The 17,311-nt window shown below is 59.4% G+C and carries 32 protein-coding genes; 8 read left to right on the top strand and 24 right to left on the bottom strand.

The window, feature by feature from the left end:
* Positions 1–110: 110 nt before the first annotated feature.
* From xerC to ACFJIU_RS07050, 21 genes are all read right to left on the bottom strand, one after another.
* A complete protein-coding gene (gene xerC, locus ACFJIU_RS06950; protein ID WP_379069159.1) occupies positions 111–1,133 on the bottom strand; it encodes a tyrosine recombinase XerC in 1,023 nt (340 codons plus the stop codon).
* The gene (locus ACFJIU_RS06955; protein ID WP_379069162.1) at positions 1,120–1,326 is read right to left on the bottom strand and encodes a hypothetical protein; all 207 of its coding nucleotides are present in this window, start codon (positions 1,324–1,326) and stop codon (positions 1,120–1,122) included. Before ACFJIU_RS06955 ends, xerC begins: the two co-directional genes overlap by 14 nt.
* On the bottom strand, positions 1,323–1,721 hold the full coding sequence (locus ACFJIU_RS06960) for a hypothetical protein (protein WP_379069165.1): 399 nt from the start codon (positions 1,719–1,721) through the stop codon (positions 1,323–1,325). The genes ACFJIU_RS06955 and ACFJIU_RS06960 overlap by 4 nt, the downstream gene beginning before the upstream one ends.
* A complete protein-coding gene (locus tag ACFJIU_RS06965; protein WP_379069168.1) occupies positions 1,718–1,927 on the bottom strand; it encodes a hypothetical protein in 210 nt (69 codons plus the stop codon). The genes ACFJIU_RS06960 and ACFJIU_RS06965 overlap by 4 nt, the downstream gene beginning before the upstream one ends.
* A complete protein-coding gene (locus tag ACFJIU_RS06970) occupies positions 1,924–2,088 on the bottom strand; it encodes a hypothetical protein (protein WP_379069171.1) in 165 nt (54 codons plus the stop codon). Before ACFJIU_RS06970 ends, ACFJIU_RS06965 begins: the two co-directional genes overlap by 4 nt.
* On the bottom strand, positions 2,081–2,344 hold the full coding sequence (locus ACFJIU_RS06975) for a hypothetical protein (RefSeq protein WP_379069174.1): 264 nt from the start codon (positions 2,342–2,344) through the stop codon (positions 2,081–2,083). Before ACFJIU_RS06975 ends, ACFJIU_RS06970 begins: the two co-directional genes overlap by 8 nt.
* Positions 2,341–3,066, bottom strand: a complete 726-nt coding sequence (locus tag ACFJIU_RS06980) for a hypothetical protein (protein WP_379069177.1) — start codon at positions 3,064–3,066, stop codon at positions 2,341–2,343. Before ACFJIU_RS06980 ends, ACFJIU_RS06975 begins: the two co-directional genes overlap by 4 nt.
* The gene (locus tag ACFJIU_RS06985; protein ID WP_379069180.1) at positions 3,063–3,752 is read right to left on the bottom strand and encodes a hypothetical protein; all 690 of its coding nucleotides are present in this window, start codon (positions 3,750–3,752) and stop codon (positions 3,063–3,065) included. Before ACFJIU_RS06985 ends, ACFJIU_RS06980 begins: the two co-directional genes overlap by 4 nt.
* A 4-nt stretch (positions 3,753–3,756) precedes the next feature.
* Positions 3,757–4,353 (bottom strand): Lar family restriction alleviation protein, encoded by a 597-nt coding sequence (locus ACFJIU_RS06990; RefSeq protein ID WP_379069183.1) that lies wholly within the window; start codon positions 4,351–4,353, stop codon positions 3,757–3,759.
* A complete protein-coding gene (locus ACFJIU_RS06995; protein ID WP_379069185.1) occupies positions 4,350–4,763 on the bottom strand; it encodes an HNH endonuclease in 414 nt (137 codons plus the stop codon). The genes ACFJIU_RS06990 and ACFJIU_RS06995 overlap by 4 nt, the downstream gene beginning before the upstream one ends.
* Complete coding sequence (locus ACFJIU_RS07000) at positions 4,760–5,695, bottom strand: phage Gp37/Gp68 family protein (RefSeq protein ID WP_379069188.1); 936 nt, start codon at positions 5,693–5,695, stop codon at positions 4,760–4,762. Before ACFJIU_RS07000 ends, ACFJIU_RS06995 begins: the two co-directional genes overlap by 4 nt.
* Positions 5,695–6,867 (bottom strand): recombinase RecT, encoded by a 1,173-nt coding sequence (locus ACFJIU_RS07005; RefSeq protein WP_379069191.1) that lies wholly within the window; start codon positions 6,865–6,867, stop codon positions 5,695–5,697. The genes ACFJIU_RS07000 and ACFJIU_RS07005 overlap by 1 nt, the downstream gene beginning before the upstream one ends.
* Positions 6,864–7,043 carry a hypothetical protein gene (locus ACFJIU_RS07010; RefSeq protein WP_379069193.1) on the bottom strand — a complete coding sequence of 60 codons (180 nt, stop codon included), beginning with the start codon at positions 7,041–7,043 and terminating at the stop codon, positions 6,864–6,866. The genes ACFJIU_RS07005 and ACFJIU_RS07010 overlap by 4 nt, the downstream gene beginning before the upstream one ends.
* Positions 7,043–8,068, bottom strand: coding sequence for a PD-(D/E)XK nuclease-like domain-containing protein (locus ACFJIU_RS07015; protein WP_379069196.1), 1,026 nt, complete (start codon positions 8,066–8,068; stop codon positions 7,043–7,045). The genes ACFJIU_RS07010 and ACFJIU_RS07015 overlap by 1 nt, the downstream gene beginning before the upstream one ends.
* 83 nt (positions 8,069–8,151) lie before the next feature.
* A complete protein-coding gene (locus ACFJIU_RS07020; protein WP_379069198.1) occupies positions 8,152–8,502 on the bottom strand; it encodes a hypothetical protein in 351 nt (116 codons plus the stop codon).
* Positions 8,499–8,771: a hypothetical protein gene (locus ACFJIU_RS07025; RefSeq protein WP_379069201.1), complete on the bottom strand. Its 273-nt coding sequence runs from the start codon at positions 8,769–8,771 to the stop codon at positions 8,499–8,501. Before ACFJIU_RS07025 ends, ACFJIU_RS07020 begins: the two co-directional genes overlap by 4 nt.
* Entirely contained in the window at positions 8,771–8,992 is a 222-nt protein-coding gene (locus tag ACFJIU_RS07030) for a hypothetical protein (RefSeq protein WP_379069204.1), read from the bottom strand. Before ACFJIU_RS07030 ends, ACFJIU_RS07025 begins: the two co-directional genes overlap by 1 nt.
* Complete coding sequence (locus tag ACFJIU_RS07035) at positions 8,992–9,252, bottom strand: hypothetical protein (RefSeq protein ID WP_379069207.1); 261 nt, start codon at positions 9,250–9,252, stop codon at positions 8,992–8,994. The genes ACFJIU_RS07030 and ACFJIU_RS07035 overlap by 1 nt, the downstream gene beginning before the upstream one ends.
* Positions 9,252–9,515, bottom strand: coding sequence for a hypothetical protein (locus ACFJIU_RS07040; protein ID WP_379069208.1), 264 nt, complete (start codon positions 9,513–9,515; stop codon positions 9,252–9,254). The genes ACFJIU_RS07035 and ACFJIU_RS07040 overlap by 1 nt, the downstream gene beginning before the upstream one ends.
* A 4-nt stretch (positions 9,516–9,519) precedes the next feature.
* Complete coding sequence (locus ACFJIU_RS07045; RefSeq protein ID WP_379069211.1) at positions 9,520–9,693, bottom strand: hypothetical protein; 174 nt, start codon at positions 9,691–9,693, stop codon at positions 9,520–9,522.
* Between the two features lie 3 nt (positions 9,694–9,696).
* On the bottom strand, positions 9,697–10,074 hold the full coding sequence (locus ACFJIU_RS07050; protein ID WP_379069214.1) for a hypothetical protein: 378 nt from the start codon (positions 10,072–10,074) through the stop codon (positions 9,697–9,699).
* 610 nt (positions 10,075–10,684) lie between these two features.
* Here ACFJIU_RS07050 and ACFJIU_RS07055 point away from each other — a divergent pair.
* A complete protein-coding gene (locus ACFJIU_RS07055; protein ID WP_379069217.1) occupies positions 10,685–11,203 on the top strand; it encodes an HNH endonuclease in 519 nt (172 codons plus the stop codon).
* 501 nt (positions 11,204–11,704) lie between these two features.
* Here the strand turns inward: ACFJIU_RS07055 and ACFJIU_RS07060 are convergent.
* From ACFJIU_RS07060 to ACFJIU_RS07070, 3 genes are read right to left on the bottom strand one after another with little or no spacing between them, the layout of a single operon-like run.
* Positions 11,705–12,811 (bottom strand): macro domain-containing protein, encoded by a 1,107-nt coding sequence (locus ACFJIU_RS07060; RefSeq protein WP_379069224.1) that lies wholly within the window; start codon positions 12,809–12,811, stop codon positions 11,705–11,707.
* A 7-nt stretch (positions 12,812–12,818) separates the two neighbouring features.
* Positions 12,819–13,466, bottom strand: a complete 648-nt coding sequence (locus tag ACFJIU_RS07065) for a DUF4433 domain-containing protein (RefSeq protein ID WP_379069227.1) — start codon at positions 13,464–13,466, stop codon at positions 12,819–12,821.
* Positions 13,463–14,080, bottom strand: coding sequence for a S24 family peptidase (locus tag ACFJIU_RS07070; protein WP_379069229.1), 618 nt, complete (start codon positions 14,078–14,080; stop codon positions 13,463–13,465). The genes ACFJIU_RS07065 and ACFJIU_RS07070 overlap by 4 nt, the downstream gene beginning before the upstream one ends.
* 84 nt (positions 14,081–14,164) lie before the next feature.
* On the opposite strand from ACFJIU_RS07070, the gene ACFJIU_RS07075 reads away from it, so the two are divergent.
* Genes ACFJIU_RS07075 through ACFJIU_RS07105 form a run of 7 tightly spaced genes read left to right on the top strand, consistent with a single transcriptional unit; the run spans position 14,165 to position 17,176 of the window.
* A complete protein-coding gene (locus ACFJIU_RS07075) occupies positions 14,165–14,401 on the top strand; it encodes a hypothetical protein (protein ID WP_379069232.1) in 237 nt (78 codons plus the stop codon).
* The gene (locus ACFJIU_RS07080; protein ID WP_379069235.1) at positions 14,398–14,739 is read left to right on the top strand and encodes a hypothetical protein; all 342 of its coding nucleotides are present in this window, start codon (positions 14,398–14,400) and stop codon (positions 14,737–14,739) included. The genes ACFJIU_RS07075 and ACFJIU_RS07080 overlap by 4 nt, the downstream gene beginning before the upstream one ends.
* On the top strand, positions 14,736–15,977 hold the full coding sequence (locus tag ACFJIU_RS07085) for a hypothetical protein (RefSeq protein WP_379069237.1): 1,242 nt from the start codon (positions 14,736–14,738) through the stop codon (positions 15,975–15,977). Before ACFJIU_RS07080 ends, ACFJIU_RS07085 begins: the two co-directional genes overlap by 4 nt.
* Positions 15,978–15,988: 11 nt before the next feature.
* Complete coding sequence (locus ACFJIU_RS07090) at positions 15,989–16,369, top strand: hypothetical protein (protein ID WP_379069240.1); 381 nt, start codon at positions 15,989–15,991, stop codon at positions 16,367–16,369.
* Positions 16,366–16,653 carry a hypothetical protein gene (locus ACFJIU_RS07095; protein ID WP_379069243.1) on the top strand — a complete coding sequence of 96 codons (288 nt, stop codon included), beginning with the start codon at positions 16,366–16,368 and terminating at the stop codon, positions 16,651–16,653. The genes ACFJIU_RS07090 and ACFJIU_RS07095 overlap by 4 nt, the downstream gene beginning before the upstream one ends.
* Positions 16,650–16,979, top strand: a complete 330-nt coding sequence (locus ACFJIU_RS07100) for a LexA family protein (protein WP_379069246.1) — start codon at positions 16,650–16,652, stop codon at positions 16,977–16,979. The genes ACFJIU_RS07095 and ACFJIU_RS07100 overlap by 4 nt, the downstream gene beginning before the upstream one ends.
* Positions 16,976–17,176 carry a hypothetical protein gene (locus ACFJIU_RS07105; protein ID WP_379069249.1) on the top strand — a complete coding sequence of 67 codons (201 nt, stop codon included), beginning with the start codon at positions 16,976–16,978 and terminating at the stop codon, positions 17,174–17,176. The genes ACFJIU_RS07100 and ACFJIU_RS07105 overlap by 4 nt, the downstream gene beginning before the upstream one ends.
* Positions 17,177–17,311: the final 135 nt, after the last annotated feature.

Genomic DNA, 17,311 nt, shown 5'->3' on the forward strand with positions numbered 1-17,311 from the left:
AAGCTAGAGGCAAGTGAGAGATTTCAGTGCCTTGCTGTAAAACTCGCCCAAATCGGCAACTCTGAACCCGTTGGGAATGCTGGGGTGTGTAAAATCGAAAATCGCTGTTTTCAGCGCTCGCGGAACTCGTCCAGGCGTTTGATTTTGTCCTGTAGCGCTGCCGTCAAACTGACGTAGCGGCGGATGATTTTGCTGACGCTCTCCTCCTCCCAAGCCATCATCTCGGCGATCTCACGGATGCTGAACCCCGCGATATAGAACTTGGTCGCGGCCGTGCCCCGGAAGTCATTAAAGTGAAGGTCCGTTCCCTCGGGCCATGTCTTGGTCTTCGCTTCAACGAAACGGCTTCCAAGGCCGTCCTTGGCCCACGGCTTCTTCAAGCTGCTGGTGAGGATCGCGGCCGATCGCTTCGGGATTCGCGACAACAGGTCGCGCAGTTCCTGGTAGAGCGGGATGATAGCCTCTTTGCGTCCGCGGGACTTGCCCGTGCGAATGATGATCGCATCCTTCCCCACATGCGACCATGAGACCTTGACCAAGTCGCCGGCGCGCAAGCCTGTGTGGGCAGCCAAGTCGATCGCCCATTGCACCTCTTCCGAGCAATGCACCTTGATCCTGGCGATGTCGTCGTCGGTCCAAATGATGTCCGCCCGGGAGTTACTGTATAGCTGCTTGATCCCCTCGCACGGGTTCGCGCCTAGCTCCCCAAGAGGATCGACCGCGTAGGCCAAGACGCGCGACAGCACCTGCAGGCCATAGTCGGCGGTGCGAGGCGTCTGGGCATACTTGCCGCGCCATTTGCGGATGATGGGGCGGATCTTGTCGGGACGGTCAAATTGCTTGGTGTGGAGGTCGCCAAAGTACTCGGCGATCCGTTCCAACCACGACGACCAATTGCGCTTCGTTGATGCAGCCAGACCTTCATAAGCCGGGCTCGCTTTGTAGCGAACCACGACTGAGCGGAAGCGCTTCTTGTCGGGAATGCGATGGTTGGCTACCGCCTCATTGTAGGCGGCCATGAATTCGGGTGTGCCTCGCACACCTTCGATCCTGGGCCCGCCGCGCCAAGCATACACATACTCACGGCCCTTCGCCCTGACGATGTGCAGCCGCTTCAAATCAACCGTCACCATGCTTAGCCTCGAATGCCGCAAGCTCAGCATCGAGGTCGTCGTCGGCTGAAATGTCAACGGGGTCAGGCTTGTGGGTATCGGGGAAGACGAACACGTCACCGTCCCGGTTCAATCTCACGACGACACCATGCTCCTTGCAGAGCTTTGCGGCCGCGGCCAATTCGGCTTTCGTGAAACGGACGATCTTGGTCATGGCTTTGGCTCTCCCTGGAGAGCGGCGCGGGCAGCATCAAGAACGTGCTTGGCGTAATCCTGATACTGGTCATCCTTGTAAAAGGTGCATGCCAGCGTTTCGAGACCACGCCTGTAGCGGTCGCGGTCGGCTTCGGCGGCTGTGGTGCGGCGATGTTCGGTACGGTACGACTTTCGCAGGCCAAAGCTCTCACGATCCATTTCCTTCTGACGGCGAACCGCCTCATCCCTCTCCGCTTTCAAATGACGGATGGTTGCCTGATGTTCGAGTTCCAGCGTCTGGGCTTCGGATAGCTGGCGCTGGAGGTCGGCAATTGTGGACCGAACAGCCGGGATGTGTTCTCGAAAATCGGAGTCTCGCCAGTTGTCGAGATGCCATTGTGTCAATCCGCTCACGGCTGCGCCTCCTTGGCTAGAGCGGCGCGGCCTGCTTGGCGAGGGTCGAATTTGCTGCCGATCAGGCCAAGTGCATCGGCGCGAACTTCCTCCACAGAGTATTTCCCGTTGAGTAATTCGGCCAAATAGCATTGGGCGTATTGCCCCCAGATAGCAGCAATGTCCTCCTCGGTGATCTGGTGTTCGCTCGACTTGGTAGCGCTCATAGCTGTGCCTCTTTCGCCAAAGCGGCGCGCATGGCCGTCACAATCTCTGCCGCCGTTTTTCCAACGTCAGCCGGTGAGAATTTCCATCCTTTGGACTTCAGGTGCGCTTCAGCAATGCGCAGCGCCTCAGCCTGGGTGCGATCTTCGGCCTGCCTAGCCATGGCGCGCATCCTCCTTGGCGGGACGCGGAATGTTGCGTTCGCGGAGAACGACGACAGGCTTGTAGAGGTCAAGCGCATCCTGCCAGTCGGCGTGCGTCATGTTCTTTTCGGCTTGAAAATCGCGGTCCGTGATGACTTCGAGACCGATGGCGCGCAGGGCAATCTCGATTTCGCCTATCACGGCCGATTTGCCGGAGCCCGTCAGGCCAGACACTTCGACATAGACGTGTTGTGATTTGGAAGGAGCTGCGCTCATTTCGCCGTCTCCTTCGAGGAAGGGCCGGCGGGGAGCGGCATCCAGCCGATCATGTCTCCATCTGACCAGCCCCGTATTGGGAAGGGGCCGTGCTTGTTGTCACTGACAACCCAAGACCAAATGTCATCACCGTGAAACTGTGTCTGGCTCGCGGACTGCACGACGATTGATCCGGTCGATACGCTGTTGCGCCAACGCCAGTAGGCGATAAGCACTTCCTCATCCTTCGGCGCGCTGTCCATCGTCTGCCAGCCCTGCACTGGCTGTGCTTTGGGCACGGCGGCGAGGGCGGCTTCAAGTGCATCGCAGATCGTGAGAATGTATTTCGGATCAAGCCGCCATTGGGTATTGGCCGCAAGCATTTCGTTCGCTGCCGCCCGAGCAATGCTGAGGGCTGGTTCCGCCTCCACCGCTCTCTCATCTGAGGCGGGGACGCTGCCGGTGCCGTTGCATTTCGAACAGTCAACAGGAACGCACTTCATGTCGTAGCCAACATAGTCGGCTTCGGCTCCTGTGCCTTTGCACCAAGTGCAGACCTCGATCGCCACCGCCTGCGGCTCTATCGCTGCTAGGCGTAGTGCTACATCAGATGCGCGGGCAAATCTGACCGCTTCAACGACAAACGGGCGCATGTCAGAAGTCGGCGTTACGCCAACTCGGTCAGCAACTTCCTCGGGCGTCAACGGGGCCTGTGCGGCTATATCAGCGGTGTTAGGCATCATGCTGCCTCCCTCATAAGCTCGTCGTTTGCGAAATCGCCCCATTGGGCAGCGCCTGCGGCCATCATTCCTGGGAAGGATCTGCTTCGCAGGCGGGAGCGCTCAGGGCCGGGCGGCATGCGATGGACGCGGTTCCACTGCTTCCATTCTTCCGTGCCACGCTCCGGCGGCTCCAGCATGTCGGTCGGCTGGAGTTCCGGCAGATTATCGAGATACCAGCCGGTCGCCTTGAACTCAGGATGCCCAAACCAATTGGGCTGGACGATGTGCGGCGCCGGGAGGTTCGCCGGCATTCGCGCCCTGGCGAGGTCGTTCATTTCGGGATTTTCGACTGCCTTGCGCTTGATCCGCGCCTTCCAGCATGCAGTGAAGATCGATACGCCTTCTTCGAATTCGGCTTTCAGATCATCCCATGTCCGGCCTACTGGTAACTGCTTGGGAGGCGTCCAAAGGCCCGGCCCACTCATCCACCTGCGGCCCGATCTGCAAAGCCGAGTGCACGGCGGATGCATTACGACGAGCAAATCCCAACCTTCGTCTAGGATGCCATCGCGGATATCGCAGATGATGTGCCTGTTCGTCCGGTCTTCTGCCGGCTCGATGTCGCACGACCACACATCATGCCCGAGAGCTTCGAAGGCACGGCGAGCGATACCGCTGGTCTCACAACCGATGAGAACGCGCGCCATCTGCTCACCCCTCCGCCATTTCATGATGAAGACGGGAGGCGGCACGGAAAATCTTCAACGGTAGCGTGGCGCCGAGAACGTCGAAGTCCGTCCAGACCTGGAATCCGTCGTCTTCCTGATCCGAGTACTCGGCTGCGATTGCCGCAAACGGCTTGATCACCTCCCTTGCTCTATCGAGCAGGGCGGCTTGTGCGGTAAGGGCGGTGGCGGCTCGAAACTCGACAAGGTTTTCCTTGGTGAAAGGGCCTTCATTCAAAGCGCGCCATTCGGCCCTATCGGTCAATTCGCGGACAAGCAGCTTTACGTCTGCCGGGAGGGTGGGAGCGGCACGGCGGTTCCAGGCTGTGGAGACGATCTCTCGCGCTTCGGCCTTGGTCTCTCCGCCGCCATATTGATGCGCACGGGCACTATAGCCACCGCACATGCACGCAATGAAGCACATGAAAGAATGGCGCTCGGCTTCTGTTGCTGCCCTCTCGGTTATTGTCGGCCCGCCTCCGCAGAATGGGCACGGCGCGACGTTCGCTGTCTCATCACGATCCGTTCCCGCTATGGGGCTAATCATGTCAGGGGATTGGCAGGTTTTGGGTGTCTGGGTCATGAGCGGGCGAGCCTCATCAATGGCGATAGCGGAAGCGGCGGTAGCGCCGACTTATCGATCCGCGGTTGCTTTGGGGATTTGGCGAAGCCGGGCGATTGGATCTTGCCGAGCGGCCGGACGGCGCCGGTGTGCTTCTGGCGGACACGAGCGACCTTGGCTTTTTCCTTCACATCGCGGGCCGACTTGCCGACGTGGCAATGACTGTGAGCCGGAGCGAGGTTCGTCTCGCGATGCTCGCCGCCGTTGATCAAGGCGATGACGTGATCAGCCTGCCAGGTCTCGCCCGGCTTGATCATCAGCTTGCACAGGTGGCAGATGCCGTTGTCTCGGTCGAAGATACGCTGGCGAACACGCGGCGGGATGTTCACGCCGTGGTGCTTGCCGATCCATTCAGGGACGGGGCGGCTCATGGCGCCACATCCGGTCGATTGTTGTGCTCGACGCCGTCGAGAAGCCGACCAGAGCGGTGCTTGCCGATCTTGCTGACGATCTCGCCGTTGAGGTTCTGGAAACGAGCCGGGTCTTTGCCGAACGAGAGCATGTTCTGAACGAGACCTTCGCCCTCGTCGAAAACCTGTCCCCAAGCCAGCCACTCGCCGTTCTGCTTGTGGTGGTAGGCCGTTTTACTTTCGGCACATTGGTCGCGCAGGCTGCGATACCAGTCAGGATGCGTTGGGCGCGCTTTGTGGCCGCCCTGGTCGGTCTCGCCGCCGGTGATCACCCAGTCGATTTCAGGTTGGTTCCACGATGGCAGGTCGTTCCAAAGCTTGTTCGGCAGGTACTCGGCAATCTGGATTGGGCCAAGCAGCGGCTCGCATGACAGGAAGGCGAAGGCCGGCTTCAATTCGGCCTTGGCTTCGAGCAGTGCCGGCACGTTGATGTCGGCGCGCTCTTGGTCCTCGACGGTCGCTCCGATCGCTGCATTGCGAGGCCACGGCATATCGAAGGCCGCTCCGTACATCCGCACGATGTTCTGCGGCCGCTTCGTCAGGAGCAGCCAAACAAGATGCGGTGTCGAACGGATCAACTCGAAAAGGTCGGTGCGCCATGCGGTCGGCACCTGGTTGTCGAATACATCGGCAAGGCTGGAGCAGAACACGAACGGACGCGTGCCGTCAGCCTCGGCCTTCTTGTTCCATCGGATAGGCTGGTGCCAGTTGCCCTTGCTGGTGCGGACACGCGTTCCAACGCCTCTGCCAGGGCCGCCCCATGCGACGCGGCCATAGCGCTTGTCCATCAGGGCTTCGGCATAGCAGCCGTCACATGCCGGTGAGACCTTCGTGCAGCCAATCCACGGGTTAAACGTGTGGTCGCACCACGAGATTGCGGTGACTCCGCCCATCACACACCTCCCGCCGGGATCTTGGCCATGAGGTAGGAATGGGCGCGATCACGCTCACCGGGCTTGCCGATCACGCGTCGAGCGGTCTCGTGACACAGGTTCACGAAGTCGGGGGCGTCGCCCAGGTTCTGAGGCTCGAGGAAGACGTTGCGCAGCTTGTCGATCTTCGCCGGCCGCTCGATCGCGGGCTCGCTGAAGGCGTCGCGGAGCATGTTGTCGACAAGCTCCTCGCAGAGCATGCGCTTCATGGCGGAGATAGGTTCGGAGGAAGACGCTGCCTGCTGACCATCAGCGGGCTTGTCCGGGTCGGTTTCCGGTGCGCCTTCCTCCTCATCAGCCTCATCGGCTGGTTCTGATTGGCCGGCAGCGACGGTTTGCTCGGGGGACGGGGAGCCGTCGCTGCCGTTGTCGTCGGCGGGGGTATCCGACGATTGGGAATTGTCTTCGGATTGGGTGCTGGCTGGCTCGCCAGTGAGCGCTGCGGTCTCGCCGGGCATACCTGCCGCCGAGAAGCCTTCCTGTGCCTGTACGGCCTCGTGCTGCTCGATCTTGGCCAGCTTCAACCTGTCGGCCAGAGTCGGTGTTACGTCGCGCGCGTTTTCAGATCCGCGGAACTGCTCGACCTCTTCCCGGTCATAGACGCCAAGGATGACTTCCGGGCAGTGGCGACGTGCCCATGACCGGGCCGAGAAATAGCCAAGCTGTTGCTGAGGATCGGATTTCCAGAGCGGGGAGTTCTTGGTCGTGATCGATCCAATGGTCGGCGAAGTGTATTCGCACTCTTCGCCGTCGAGGATGCCGACGACACGGCATGTCAGTTCAGAGCCTTCACCCTCAAAGAAGTATTTCAGGCGGCCTTGAATGCCCGATCGTGTATTGACCACGGCGGCGATGAGCTGGGCCTCGTAAGCGATGGCCCCGTTGACCGCATAGGACTTGGATGCAACCGCGAATGGAGAGAGGTTCCATTCCATGGCCTGGAGCGCCACGGCCATGCAGGCGCCGGCATTGCCGCGCAGATGCTTGGGCAGGGCGATATCGGCTCGGCACATCACTTCAGCGAACCTGACAACCTCGCCAAGGTTCTGCGGTGCGATAGAAGCCCCGCCAGCACCAGCCATGATGCCGATTTCGCGCGTAGAGGTCTGATCAGCAGGTACGAGCTGGTTCATTCGAAATCCTCGGTTTTTAAGCGGTTGAGACGCCAACTGCGGCGCATTGCGTCGTGCTCTATCCGGCAGTCGTTCCAGGCGAACCAAAGGGCGGATCGCGTTCCAGTCACGAGGCGAGCCGCGATCGCGTAGATCATGATTGGCAGGTACAGGACGATGATGAGGAGGCGGACCATCAAGCCGCCTCCTGCTCGAGGAAGCGGTCGATCTTCTCTTTCGCCCAAGGCTTCATCTGGATATGGCGGGTGCCGTCGTTGAACGGTCGGGCGCCGGGCCACTCGCCGCTGTCGAGACATTCGCGGATCTTGTCGAGCGACCAGCGGACAACCTGCTCGCCTCGGTCGATCTCGTGTACCGACACCTCGGCATGTGTGGTGTCCGGCACGTCATCCTTGAGGATGTAGAGCAGGGCGAAGGTGTCGAATGGCACGTCGAGGCCGCGGCAGACCATGCGGGTGATCGCAGCCTGCAGGTAATAGCAGGCGTCGAAAATCTGCTTCTCAAGGAATTCCTCGTCGAAGCTGGAGGCCGTTTTCAGGTCGGCAAAGACGCCATCGGCGCGCGGGATCGCGTCCGGTCGAGCCTTGAGCCAGATACCGGTCTTCGGGTCTTTCCAGAACATGGACCGTTCGATGCGGCCGTTGAGGATGCCATCCTGAATCAAGGGATGCTGTGCGGCGTCGGCGCGCATGCGCTCGATCAGTTTCAGGTCATCTCGGCTGATGACAGTTCGGCCCTTGGCGTTCGCTTCCAGCCATCCCTTGCAAACATTCGACGAAGGGTGCCAAGGCTTGAAGTTGCCGGTCTTCTCGTCGGGATATGTATCGGGACGGACGACGAACTGCTCCTCGAAGACTTCGTCACCGAGCAGAAGGCAATGCGCGGCCTTTCCGAAGTCGAGCGCCTTTGTCGTCTCCGGCGTGATGTGATCCGGGTTCCACTTCCAGCGACCCCAGAATGCCTTCGGGCTTCCGCCATGGGCTGGCACCAGCCATTTCAGCATGCTCTTGGAGATCGAAGGACCGTCCAACAGATCGCGGTTGCCGTGATAATCTTCGAGCGAAATGCCGCTGTAGATCCCCGGCTCCGAGATCGGCTTGCCATCCCAGACGCGTTCCTTGCGGATGTTGCCTACCAGGGCATTCGCGATTGAGCCGATGGACTGAAACCGATCGTGATCGATGTCGACGTGGGTGTTCATGATGCCTGCTCCTCAATGGTCAGGTGATCAGAGGCGGTTGTGAAAAATCGCGCAAAGCACAGGTTTGGAGGCGGGCGGGTCGATCACGACGCACCGCCTTTCGCCCGCTCGGCGAGCATGGCGTCGGCTAGGCGGTATCGGAGGATCGCGTTAACTTCACAGCCGAAGCGAATGGCGTCGTTTGCGTCTTCGCCGTCGATGCGAGCAATTCCAAGCTTATCAGCAAGGTCATCCGCGTTGTGAAATTCGAACTTGGAAATGTCGGCGTGGATTGCGAAGTAGTCGCGCACGCTCATCCCTTCGACCGTGTACTTCAAATCTTCTGGCGGGTTGTATGGGTCGGTCCACTGCGGCCCGCGCATGGAAGGGCCCATTCCGTATCCGCTCAAATCGTGCTGCGGAAAGGCCGGCCCACCGTCGTTGATGTTGTTCATGGCAGATACCAATCCAGTTGTCCGGCAAGCAGGATCAGCGCGCAAAGCAGGGCGCATGCGATCCGTGGATGCAGGGCGAGAAGGTTGCAGATGGAGGAAAGCGCTTCGTCAGCGCGTGACAGGAATTGGGTGACCGGGCTGCTCGCATGGGGCAGCTCAACCCGGCCATTCCCTCCGAACCGCAAAATGCCGCATGAGGTTCGGGAATGCTGCTCCCGGTAACGTACGCCTGTTGAGGCGGCGCGGCCAGTTAATTCGAAGATGCGCATCACGCAGCCCTCGGCGTGCGGCGCTCGGCCATGGTGTGGAGCGCCAGTTCAAAGGCCTCGTCGAAGGTGTTGCCATTTCTGCCGGCGCATTCACACCGGCCATCATCGCCGTTCCAATGGACGTAGACGGTCATCGGCAAGCGGTCGAATTCCATGAAGATCATGGCCGAGATCGAGGTCAGCCCGTGCTTGGCGCAGAGGTCCTTGAGGAGGGTCTCCATCAGGAGCGCCCCTCTGCCTTGGCGATGGCGTCACGAGCCGCATCAAGGGCAACTTGCTCGCCCCACGTCAGCCTGCGATTGCGGATTTGTGCGATTTCAAGCGCACATTCCTTGAGGGCGGAAAGCAGGTCCGGTGCTGCGGCGAAGAGCGCCGCGTACGCCTCAGGGTTGTCCATGTGCCGGCTGACAGTTGCGATGTGGTAGCTGCCAGATGCGCCAAGAACAGACGGTCCGATGACCTTGAGGGCTACGAACTGCATCACGCTGCCTCCCGCTCAAGCACCCGCTCACGAAGCGGATTGCCAACCGTGTTCAGCTTGGTCTCGGCATCGTTTGCGATCTCGCCTGCGATAGAGCGAGCCCATGGCGTGCCCTGCGAAAGGCTGCGACCGTCGACATACACGGCGTCGATCGTGATCAAGCCGTCGCGCTCGACTGAAACCTCGAGCTCGCACTCGAAGTCGGCGATCAGGTCGATATCCAGGAGTTCATCGCGAATGGTGAGGGCGTAGGGGAGGCGCATGTGATCAGTCCTCTTTCTTGGCGCGACGAGCGAGTTCTTCATCAACCCACTGGCTGGCGCGCTCGAAATGCCTGCGATCCATCCCGGCAAAGTCGCCATTGTCGAAGCCGTCGCCAGCAAGGGCGGCGTCCAGCGCGGCGAGCATCGCGATCAGGAGGGGTTTGGTGAGGCGTGGCATCGGTCAGGCCTCCACCTTGGCGACGGGGCGCGGTGTGCGGCGCCACGCATAACGACGCTCCGGATCGTGTGAGACCCATTCGCGAGCAAAGCGCTCCGCATCTTCCAAAGTCCCGTCGAGTTGACCGGAGCGCGAACCGGCCAGCAATCCGAAGTTCTGCAGGCCGCTGTCGTAGCGAACTGATGCCCCGTAATTGCTGGCGACAATCTCGACACCGACGATCCCGCGACGGGCTTGTCTCTGCTGCAACTCGCAGACCTGCTCGCTGTCGCGGTAGCCGTTGCGGTTTTGGACAACTGCATCTGTTTCGGCCTCCATCGCCGCCAGCAGGTCGTAGCCGGCGACAACGGTGAACAACTCAGGGCGGGAGACGATCTTCATGGCTGTTGCGTCCTCATCGTTTCCGGCAGATCGGCGAAGGCGCTGAGTGCCGGCGGTTAGCCAGATCGGCGCTGGGCGCTTCTTCGTGGCTGATGATGTGTCGTACCAAATGTACGATATGATAGCAAGTACGTTTTGTACGATTCTTGTTGCGTCGTATTTTTTGTACGGTTAAGGATGAGCGTGTCGGGTCGGTATCGAGTTGCCCGACGCCACGGAATGCCTACCTCGAAAGGGATGGCCTCACAGCATGCCGGCGTAGGTTGGAGTGCTCGTGCAGTAGGGTGCGGTGGTTGTCCGTCCGTGGGCAAAGTCGAAGGGCAGGGACCGCAAGCGGCTCACCGGCAATCAGGTGAGAAGGGCGCGCAACGACAACGGGAGATCGGCCCCGGCGCGTGAGGCTCACCAGCCAAAAGAAACCGACCATGAACCGCAGGTGGTCCAGCCCGACATATGGGCAGGCGGGGATGCACGGATACCGCAGAATACTCAGGAGCGTCCTGATCCGTGTAGCACCCTTGGCTCGGTCGTTTCCGGGTCCAAGGGGTTACTGCGCCGTGTTCCGAGAAGCCTTGGAGTTCCTAAAAAGGAGAAAAGGGCAGGGGAGAAGATGGAAGAAACAGAACAGAAGATAGTGCTGGAGAGATTTCTCACTCACCATAATGTTGAGATGCTTCCGTGGGCGCGACCCGCGCAGTTCGGCCGGCGATTTCGAAGGTTCTTTCCCGACATTGCGGACCATGTGAACCCAGATCGGAAATCGTGGCATGCCGCTATGATCAACGCGTTGGCGGAGCACGTGGCCAATCTGGATCCATCAAATTTCGTGAAGGATGACAGCGCACGGCCATTCCACGTTGCGAAGAAGTATCGAAAACTGGATCGAACGAAGACGTTTCTGCTTGGCTGGCAGTGGCGCCAGCTTCGTTACGAGGTCTTGAAGGATCGCGGCGCACGGTGCGAGCTGTGTGGCGCGACTGCTGCAGATAGTCGGATCGAAGTCGACCACATTAAGCCGATTTCAAAACACTGGGATTTGCGGCTCATGAAATCTAATCTCCAGGTGCTCTGCCGGGACTGCAATATGGGGAAAGGGAATCGTTATGCCGACGATTTCCGAGGCGTATAAATGAGCAGCGTTGGCTGGGACCGTCCCTCACCAATTGTCTGGTTTGTCGCGTGGCTTGAAGTGAATGTTGTGTGCATTACATGCACATCAGTTGCAGAAATTGCTACTTGCGCGCAGTATTGGGGTGGCGCGAACTGGAGACGGGTTGCAGCCCATCTCCAGCCTGCGGGCATAGCGCCATCTGGTACTCGGAAGCCCGTGGCTACGTCTTCGTCACAGACACCACGGGTTTCCATCCAGAGCTTGTATTCTACAATCGAATGATCGCGCGTGCTCATTGCCTCAGGCGCTTTTCACAGGCATTTTGTACTCGTTATGTTCTTGGTCGAGCAGCGTCTTTCGTACTGCGGGGGTGGCCCTTGGTTCAGCAAAACCGTGTTCCGATCGGCTGGCTTCGGTGTCGGAAGCCGCAGTCATAGTCCGATCTTGGTATTCCGTGGCTGCCACCGCATACCGTCGGAAGAAATCTCACCTCAACCCGCAAAAATCCGCTGAGATGGCCTATGCGTGCAATTGTGTGCCGATGCTGGGCTTGGCGACGTCTTTCGGCGTCATGGTTGCTGGCTTCTTCGCGTCCAGCCAGCCGCGTTCAATCAGTGTCGTATATGCCAGCGACAACTCTTGAGGCGAGAAGCGTCGTTTATGATGGTTCCACTGATATACGAGGTCTTTCACCTTGCTAAGGGTTGGCGCACCTTCGACCTTGGCGAGCCAGTAGACAGTAGCAAGGAGCTCCAACCCATAAGGCGTCTCGAAGCCGTCGACTAGGCGCGCGACCCGGTCGAACCGCCGCCTCGTTGCATCATCGTTGGCGATGAATTTGTCAGCTTCCTCATAGGCGCCAGGAACGAGTCGCAAAGACTTACCCGGCTCGTCGCCTCCATCACCGTAGCCGGCGATCAAATGGCCCTCTATTGCATTGAGAACATGCCGTAGGTTTTCAGCATAAGGGCCATAGTTGCCTTTATTGAACTGCAGGCGGAGTGGTTGCCCAGCTTCTTGTATGAAGAACAAAAGCTTATGAGCCTCAAGGAGAGTTACGAACGGGTCCATAAGCCCGTTGAGATAGCGCTGAAGTAGCACGACCAATGCTGCCCGCCCCGGAGTCATATCTGGAACGGGACGGTTCCTTGCTAACGCCGCAGAATCCGGAGCGCCTGATGGCTCGTAGATGATGACGTCGGTGTCTGGCAGTTCTTGAACTGCCTTCTCAATCAAAGGACGCACTTCAGTCCATTTCAGACCGCCGAGTCCTGCACCCAACGGGGGGATAGCAACCGACTTGATCTTGCGCGACCGAATGACATCGACGAAATCGACCAACCCGCTCTTGATGTCTTCTATTCGGCTGTTGCCACGCCAATGGCGCTTCGTCGGAAAGTTTATGATGAAGCGAGGACTGAACCTTCCGGTTTCGAACACGAACATGCGACCAGGCTGGACCTCCTTACGACTACAGGCAGCCTCATACGCTTTGAAATTATCAGGATAGGCGTTCTTGAATTGGAGCGCGATACCGCGTCCCATCACGCCAACGCAGTTTACTGTATTCACCAACGCATCCACGTCAGCATCGAGGATGTTGCCGGTACGAAATTCGACCACCATGCCCTCCTCAGTAATACCAGTTGCGTTCTATTACGACCGCAGGCTTGTGCGCGGCTTGCGATATCGCGTTCGTGGCCGCGTTGAATGTCGCTTGATTCTGGACACCAATTCGATCCACGAGGCGCCATGGGAAACTCTTATACACTAAGAATTCCGCTTGTTTCGCTTCTTTGATGGCAGCTTCCTGCCACTTATTGGCAGCAATATGATTCCAGTTGAGGTCGGAAAGCTTCGCCTTGTCGCGCCAAAAGCCTGAATAGGCAGCCCCCGCGTTTGAACTAGATATAGCCCAACTATGCTCGACGGCGTCCAATTCCTGGATCACTTTGTTGAGATCGCATTCCAAATGGACGATGGGCCCTTGCCCGCCCCTGTACGTGAGTTCTGGGCTGTTGGCGCAATGAATGACGTAGAGCATCACCGACCGCGGACAAAAATAGAAAGGCACGAATTGCCCGACGGTTGCATTCGAGTAGCACTTGACAGGAAGCTGCAGCCGCCTCGCCTTAATTGAGCCCATCCCAATTGTGGTGCCGGGCAATTGCCGTTTGACGATTTCAGAATCGCTCAGCAACTTGCCTGTAGCGACAATCGAACTAAGCCGGTCCCAATTGACAATGTGATAGATCTTAGGACTGACCGGGACGGTGTTCATATATCGACCAACACTCTGCGAGCTCGGCCAAAAACGTAAAGCTCGCCCTCGACCGGGATCGAAACGTGATCTGGGTTCGTTGAGAACGGCTGCAGCCGCTCAGGATTACGACGGTACCGCTTGAACGTTGCTGCACCGCCACCGTGCGAGAAGACGTAGTAGCGTCCGTCGATCAGGCGCTCATCGGCGCGGTTCACCAGCAAGGTTGATCCGTCAGGCGCAATTCGATCCATCGAATCGCCTTCCACAATCAGGGCCAGCCAGTCACCAGCAGGCAGATCGGCGACCTTGATCCAGCGCTCGATGTCGGAAGCCGTCACACCGGGCTGGTCACGCAAATTACCGGCGCTCACCATCGAGAGGACCGGGACTTCCGTAATCCCTTCAACCTCTTCAGACGTCACGCCGCCGTTGAACAGGATCCAGCCAGGCTCGACGCCAAATAGGCGACCATACTTCTCGGCTGCTTTGCGAGAGATCGGTCGGTTGCCGTTCTCGTGGCTGATCATAGTGTTCTGATTGATTTCTCGGAAAGCGCGCGCGGCGTCAGTCGGGCTGGCGAAGCCTGCATTGGCTCTTGCTTGCTGCAATCGGAGGCGAGGTTCTTCCTTCATTCGTACAGATTGGCCGAAATCAATCGTCCAAGGTGTACGATTTCGTATTGACCTTCCGTCGTACGTTATGTACGAATGCATTTCATGAGCACTCCCGGTTCCATCCCTGAGCTGATTGCGAACTGGTCGAAACTGACCGAGTTCGCCACCGATGTTGATTGTGGATACGAAGCCGCGCGAAAGATGCGGGACCGCGGGAGCATCGCTCCTGAGCATTGGGCAAAGGTCATCGCCGCCAGTGAAGCCAAGGGTATCCCGGGCATCACGTACGAATGGCTTGCCACGCGCCGTGCCACTCCAGCACCGGAGCAGGCGGCATGAGCTGGTCCGACGCATTCGCGAACTACACGACCGGAATGGCGTTCCACATTGCGCTTAGCCACGATCAAGCATCGATGGTCGTGTATCTTGGCTTCAAGGGTGAGCCATCGCAATGGCAGAGCAGGTCGGGACGGGGAACATTCATCCCGACCGTCAAAGCGTTGATCAAGCGCGGCCTTGTCGAACACAATCCCATGATCGGCACCAGACTTCCTTCTGGTGTGAAGGTGAAGTGGATTTACCGCCTTACGCCAGCCGGCGAGCATGTTTTCTATCTCCTGAAATTCGCAGGTCTCGCTGATCATCAGCCAATCCGTTCGCAGCAGGTGGCCGCATGATCACCTACGGCGCGATCAAGTCGGGCGAGGCGGCGGTGCCTGTGGCGAAAGTGGATGCGAACAGCATTCCATCGCTGATCGACCGAGCATCCCGTCGACTGGCCGAGGCCAAGACCTCCGCCGAGGTGCTGGAAGCTAAGGCCGCCGCAGAACTCGCCTTGCACTACGCCAAGGTGACTAAGGCTGCGAACGAAAGCCACGCTGACTGTCTGCGCATCATCACCCGTGCTGAAATCCGCATGGCGAGCGAGATCGATCGCGGGCAGGCGGCGGGTGAAGTCGCCAAGCCCGGTCGCACTGCAAATGTCCCGGCTTCGGACAATAGAGCTACGTTGGCCGATCTCGGCGTTTCCCGCCAGCGCGTAGGCGAATGGCGCAAGGTTGCGGAAGCAGGTGAGGAGAAGGTAGAGCAGGCGATCTCCGAAGCCTTGGCCGAGGGGCGCGCACCAACCAAGGCTGATGTCCACCGTGCCGCTGGCGTCGTGAAGGACAAGCCGGAGACGGGCGACGCGGATCGCGAGTATTCCGATTTGCAGGCAGCATGGGACAGGGCAGGGCCGCTCGCTCGCCGTCACTTCCTTGCCTGGAACGATCTCCTCGAACAGCCGAAGGCCGGGACGCACGGCGCGGAGGCATGCAAGCCCAACAGCAACGCCGTCGATATTGCGTCCATCAACATAGACGGCCGCGCCAATGCGGGAGGCTCCGATGTAGATCGCAGCGTAGAGCGCGCCAGCAGCGCCGTGGAAGTCGGCGCAACCAATTCGCCCGATGGGGCAAACGAGCTTCTGGGCGGGCTGCCGGTTCCTGCAACGGAAGTAAATGTGGAGAGGACCGGACGTAGTTCTGCCTACACGAGAACGGGCAGGCATGGGACGCCGCATGTATCTGGCGAGACGGGCGGAGAGACGCCTAGCGACACCCGCGAGCGAGCAGCCGCCGGAAGTGGTGTGACGGCGGGAGAGACCGCATCCAATTCCCATTCGCAGCCAGTAGCGACGGATCAGTTGGCCGACGCGAAACCTGCGGATACGGCCGCAGCGGAAACCTCCCCGGTTCCCCTCCCGCCCGCTGCGGCCAACCCTTTCAACAATCCACGCTGTCAGAAGCCCGAAACCTGTCATCTCGTGCACAGCCGGAACGAATGTTTCGACTGCACGATGGCTTGGGCCAAGCGCCCGAGGGACGAGCAGGTCAGGCTTTGGGCAGAAGCGATCCAAGCGGCGAGGGCGGCATGAAGCCCAATCATGTGACCGAAGCCATGCGCGCCGAGATGAAGCGGCTCCGCAATGAGGGAGAGACCTTCACGGAGATCGGCGAGAAGTTCGGGTTCACTGCCAGCACAGTCCATTGCGCTGTCGATCCGGTCTATGCGGAGCATCGCCGGGAGCGCGTCAACTTCAATCGTGACCGAGCCCGTGGTTGCATCGTGGTGCCGTCGGTGCGGGAAAAACCCGAGGAGCGTTCCCAAGAACGCGATCCAATCGCGCTGACGGAAACCTACTCGATCCGGCCATACGCCATGCGAGTTCCGAACCGGGTGGCTTTGGGTTCGAGCACCCTCACCGAAAAGGCTGAATGTCATTGGGTCTCGCTGCCCCGGCTATCGATCCAAGGAGCGGCAGCATGAGCCACCTCGATTGGTATGTCGGCATGGAGGTCGTCTGCGTACAGCTTGATGACGATTGTCCACCGCGCCCAGCTTTGAACGAGGTTTGCACGGTCAGCTTCATCTACGAGGTTGACGGCTACACGATGATCGATCTCGTCGAATATCCGAGCCCGGATACGGACGATTTCTATCGTGGCTACGAGGCGAGTTACTTCCGCCCGGTTCAGCCTCGCCAGACCGACATCAGCTGCTTCACGCAAATGCTCAATCCCTCAAAGGTCAACGTGGGAGAGCCGGCATGACACGCTTCGAGCAGGAGGCTCGCGCCTTCATCAAATCCCGGCCAAGGTTTGCTCGCGAAATTGCGCGGCTCATCAACGCAAACTGGTCTGTTTCGTCTTCGGCTCCTGGCGGCCTCACTCCGCGGCAGCATGAACTGTTCAAGTTCATCAGCCGCCACATTGAAGAGCATGGGGTCGCGCCTTCCTACGACCAGATGAAGGCAGAGCTCGCCCTGGCATCGAAATCCGGCATCGCTCGAATGGTCAAAGGACTGGAGGAAAGAGGCTTCATCGCCCGTCTTCCCCATCATGCTCGGGCGATCACTGTGGTGAGGACCGCAGCATGATCACGACCTTTGCCGATCTCATCTTCGCGCTTTTACCGATCGTGACGGGCATGGTCGGCTATGCCTTGGGCAGGGCCGCTTCTCGCAATCGCATCGCTCAGCGTCAGGCCGCGAAACGCGACCTTGCTGCTGAATTGCGTTCCGCTGTTGACCTCGAACCCTGCGAGTTCACAGCGCACTGGCAGGTGCGGCCATGAGAAGGGATCGTCGTCGTTGTCAGCCCTTCGCCGTCCCCAACCGGGGAACGGCAATATCAGTTGATGCGCTTTCCTTGATGCTTGGCGGCTCCTGTGATCGCGCATTGGCCTTCATTCCCGCTTTGGACTTTTCGC

Source organism: Mesorhizobium sp. UC74_2, assembly GCF_042701485.1.
GTDB lineage: Bacteria > Pseudomonadota > Alphaproteobacteria > Rhizobiales > Rhizobiaceae > Mesorhizobium.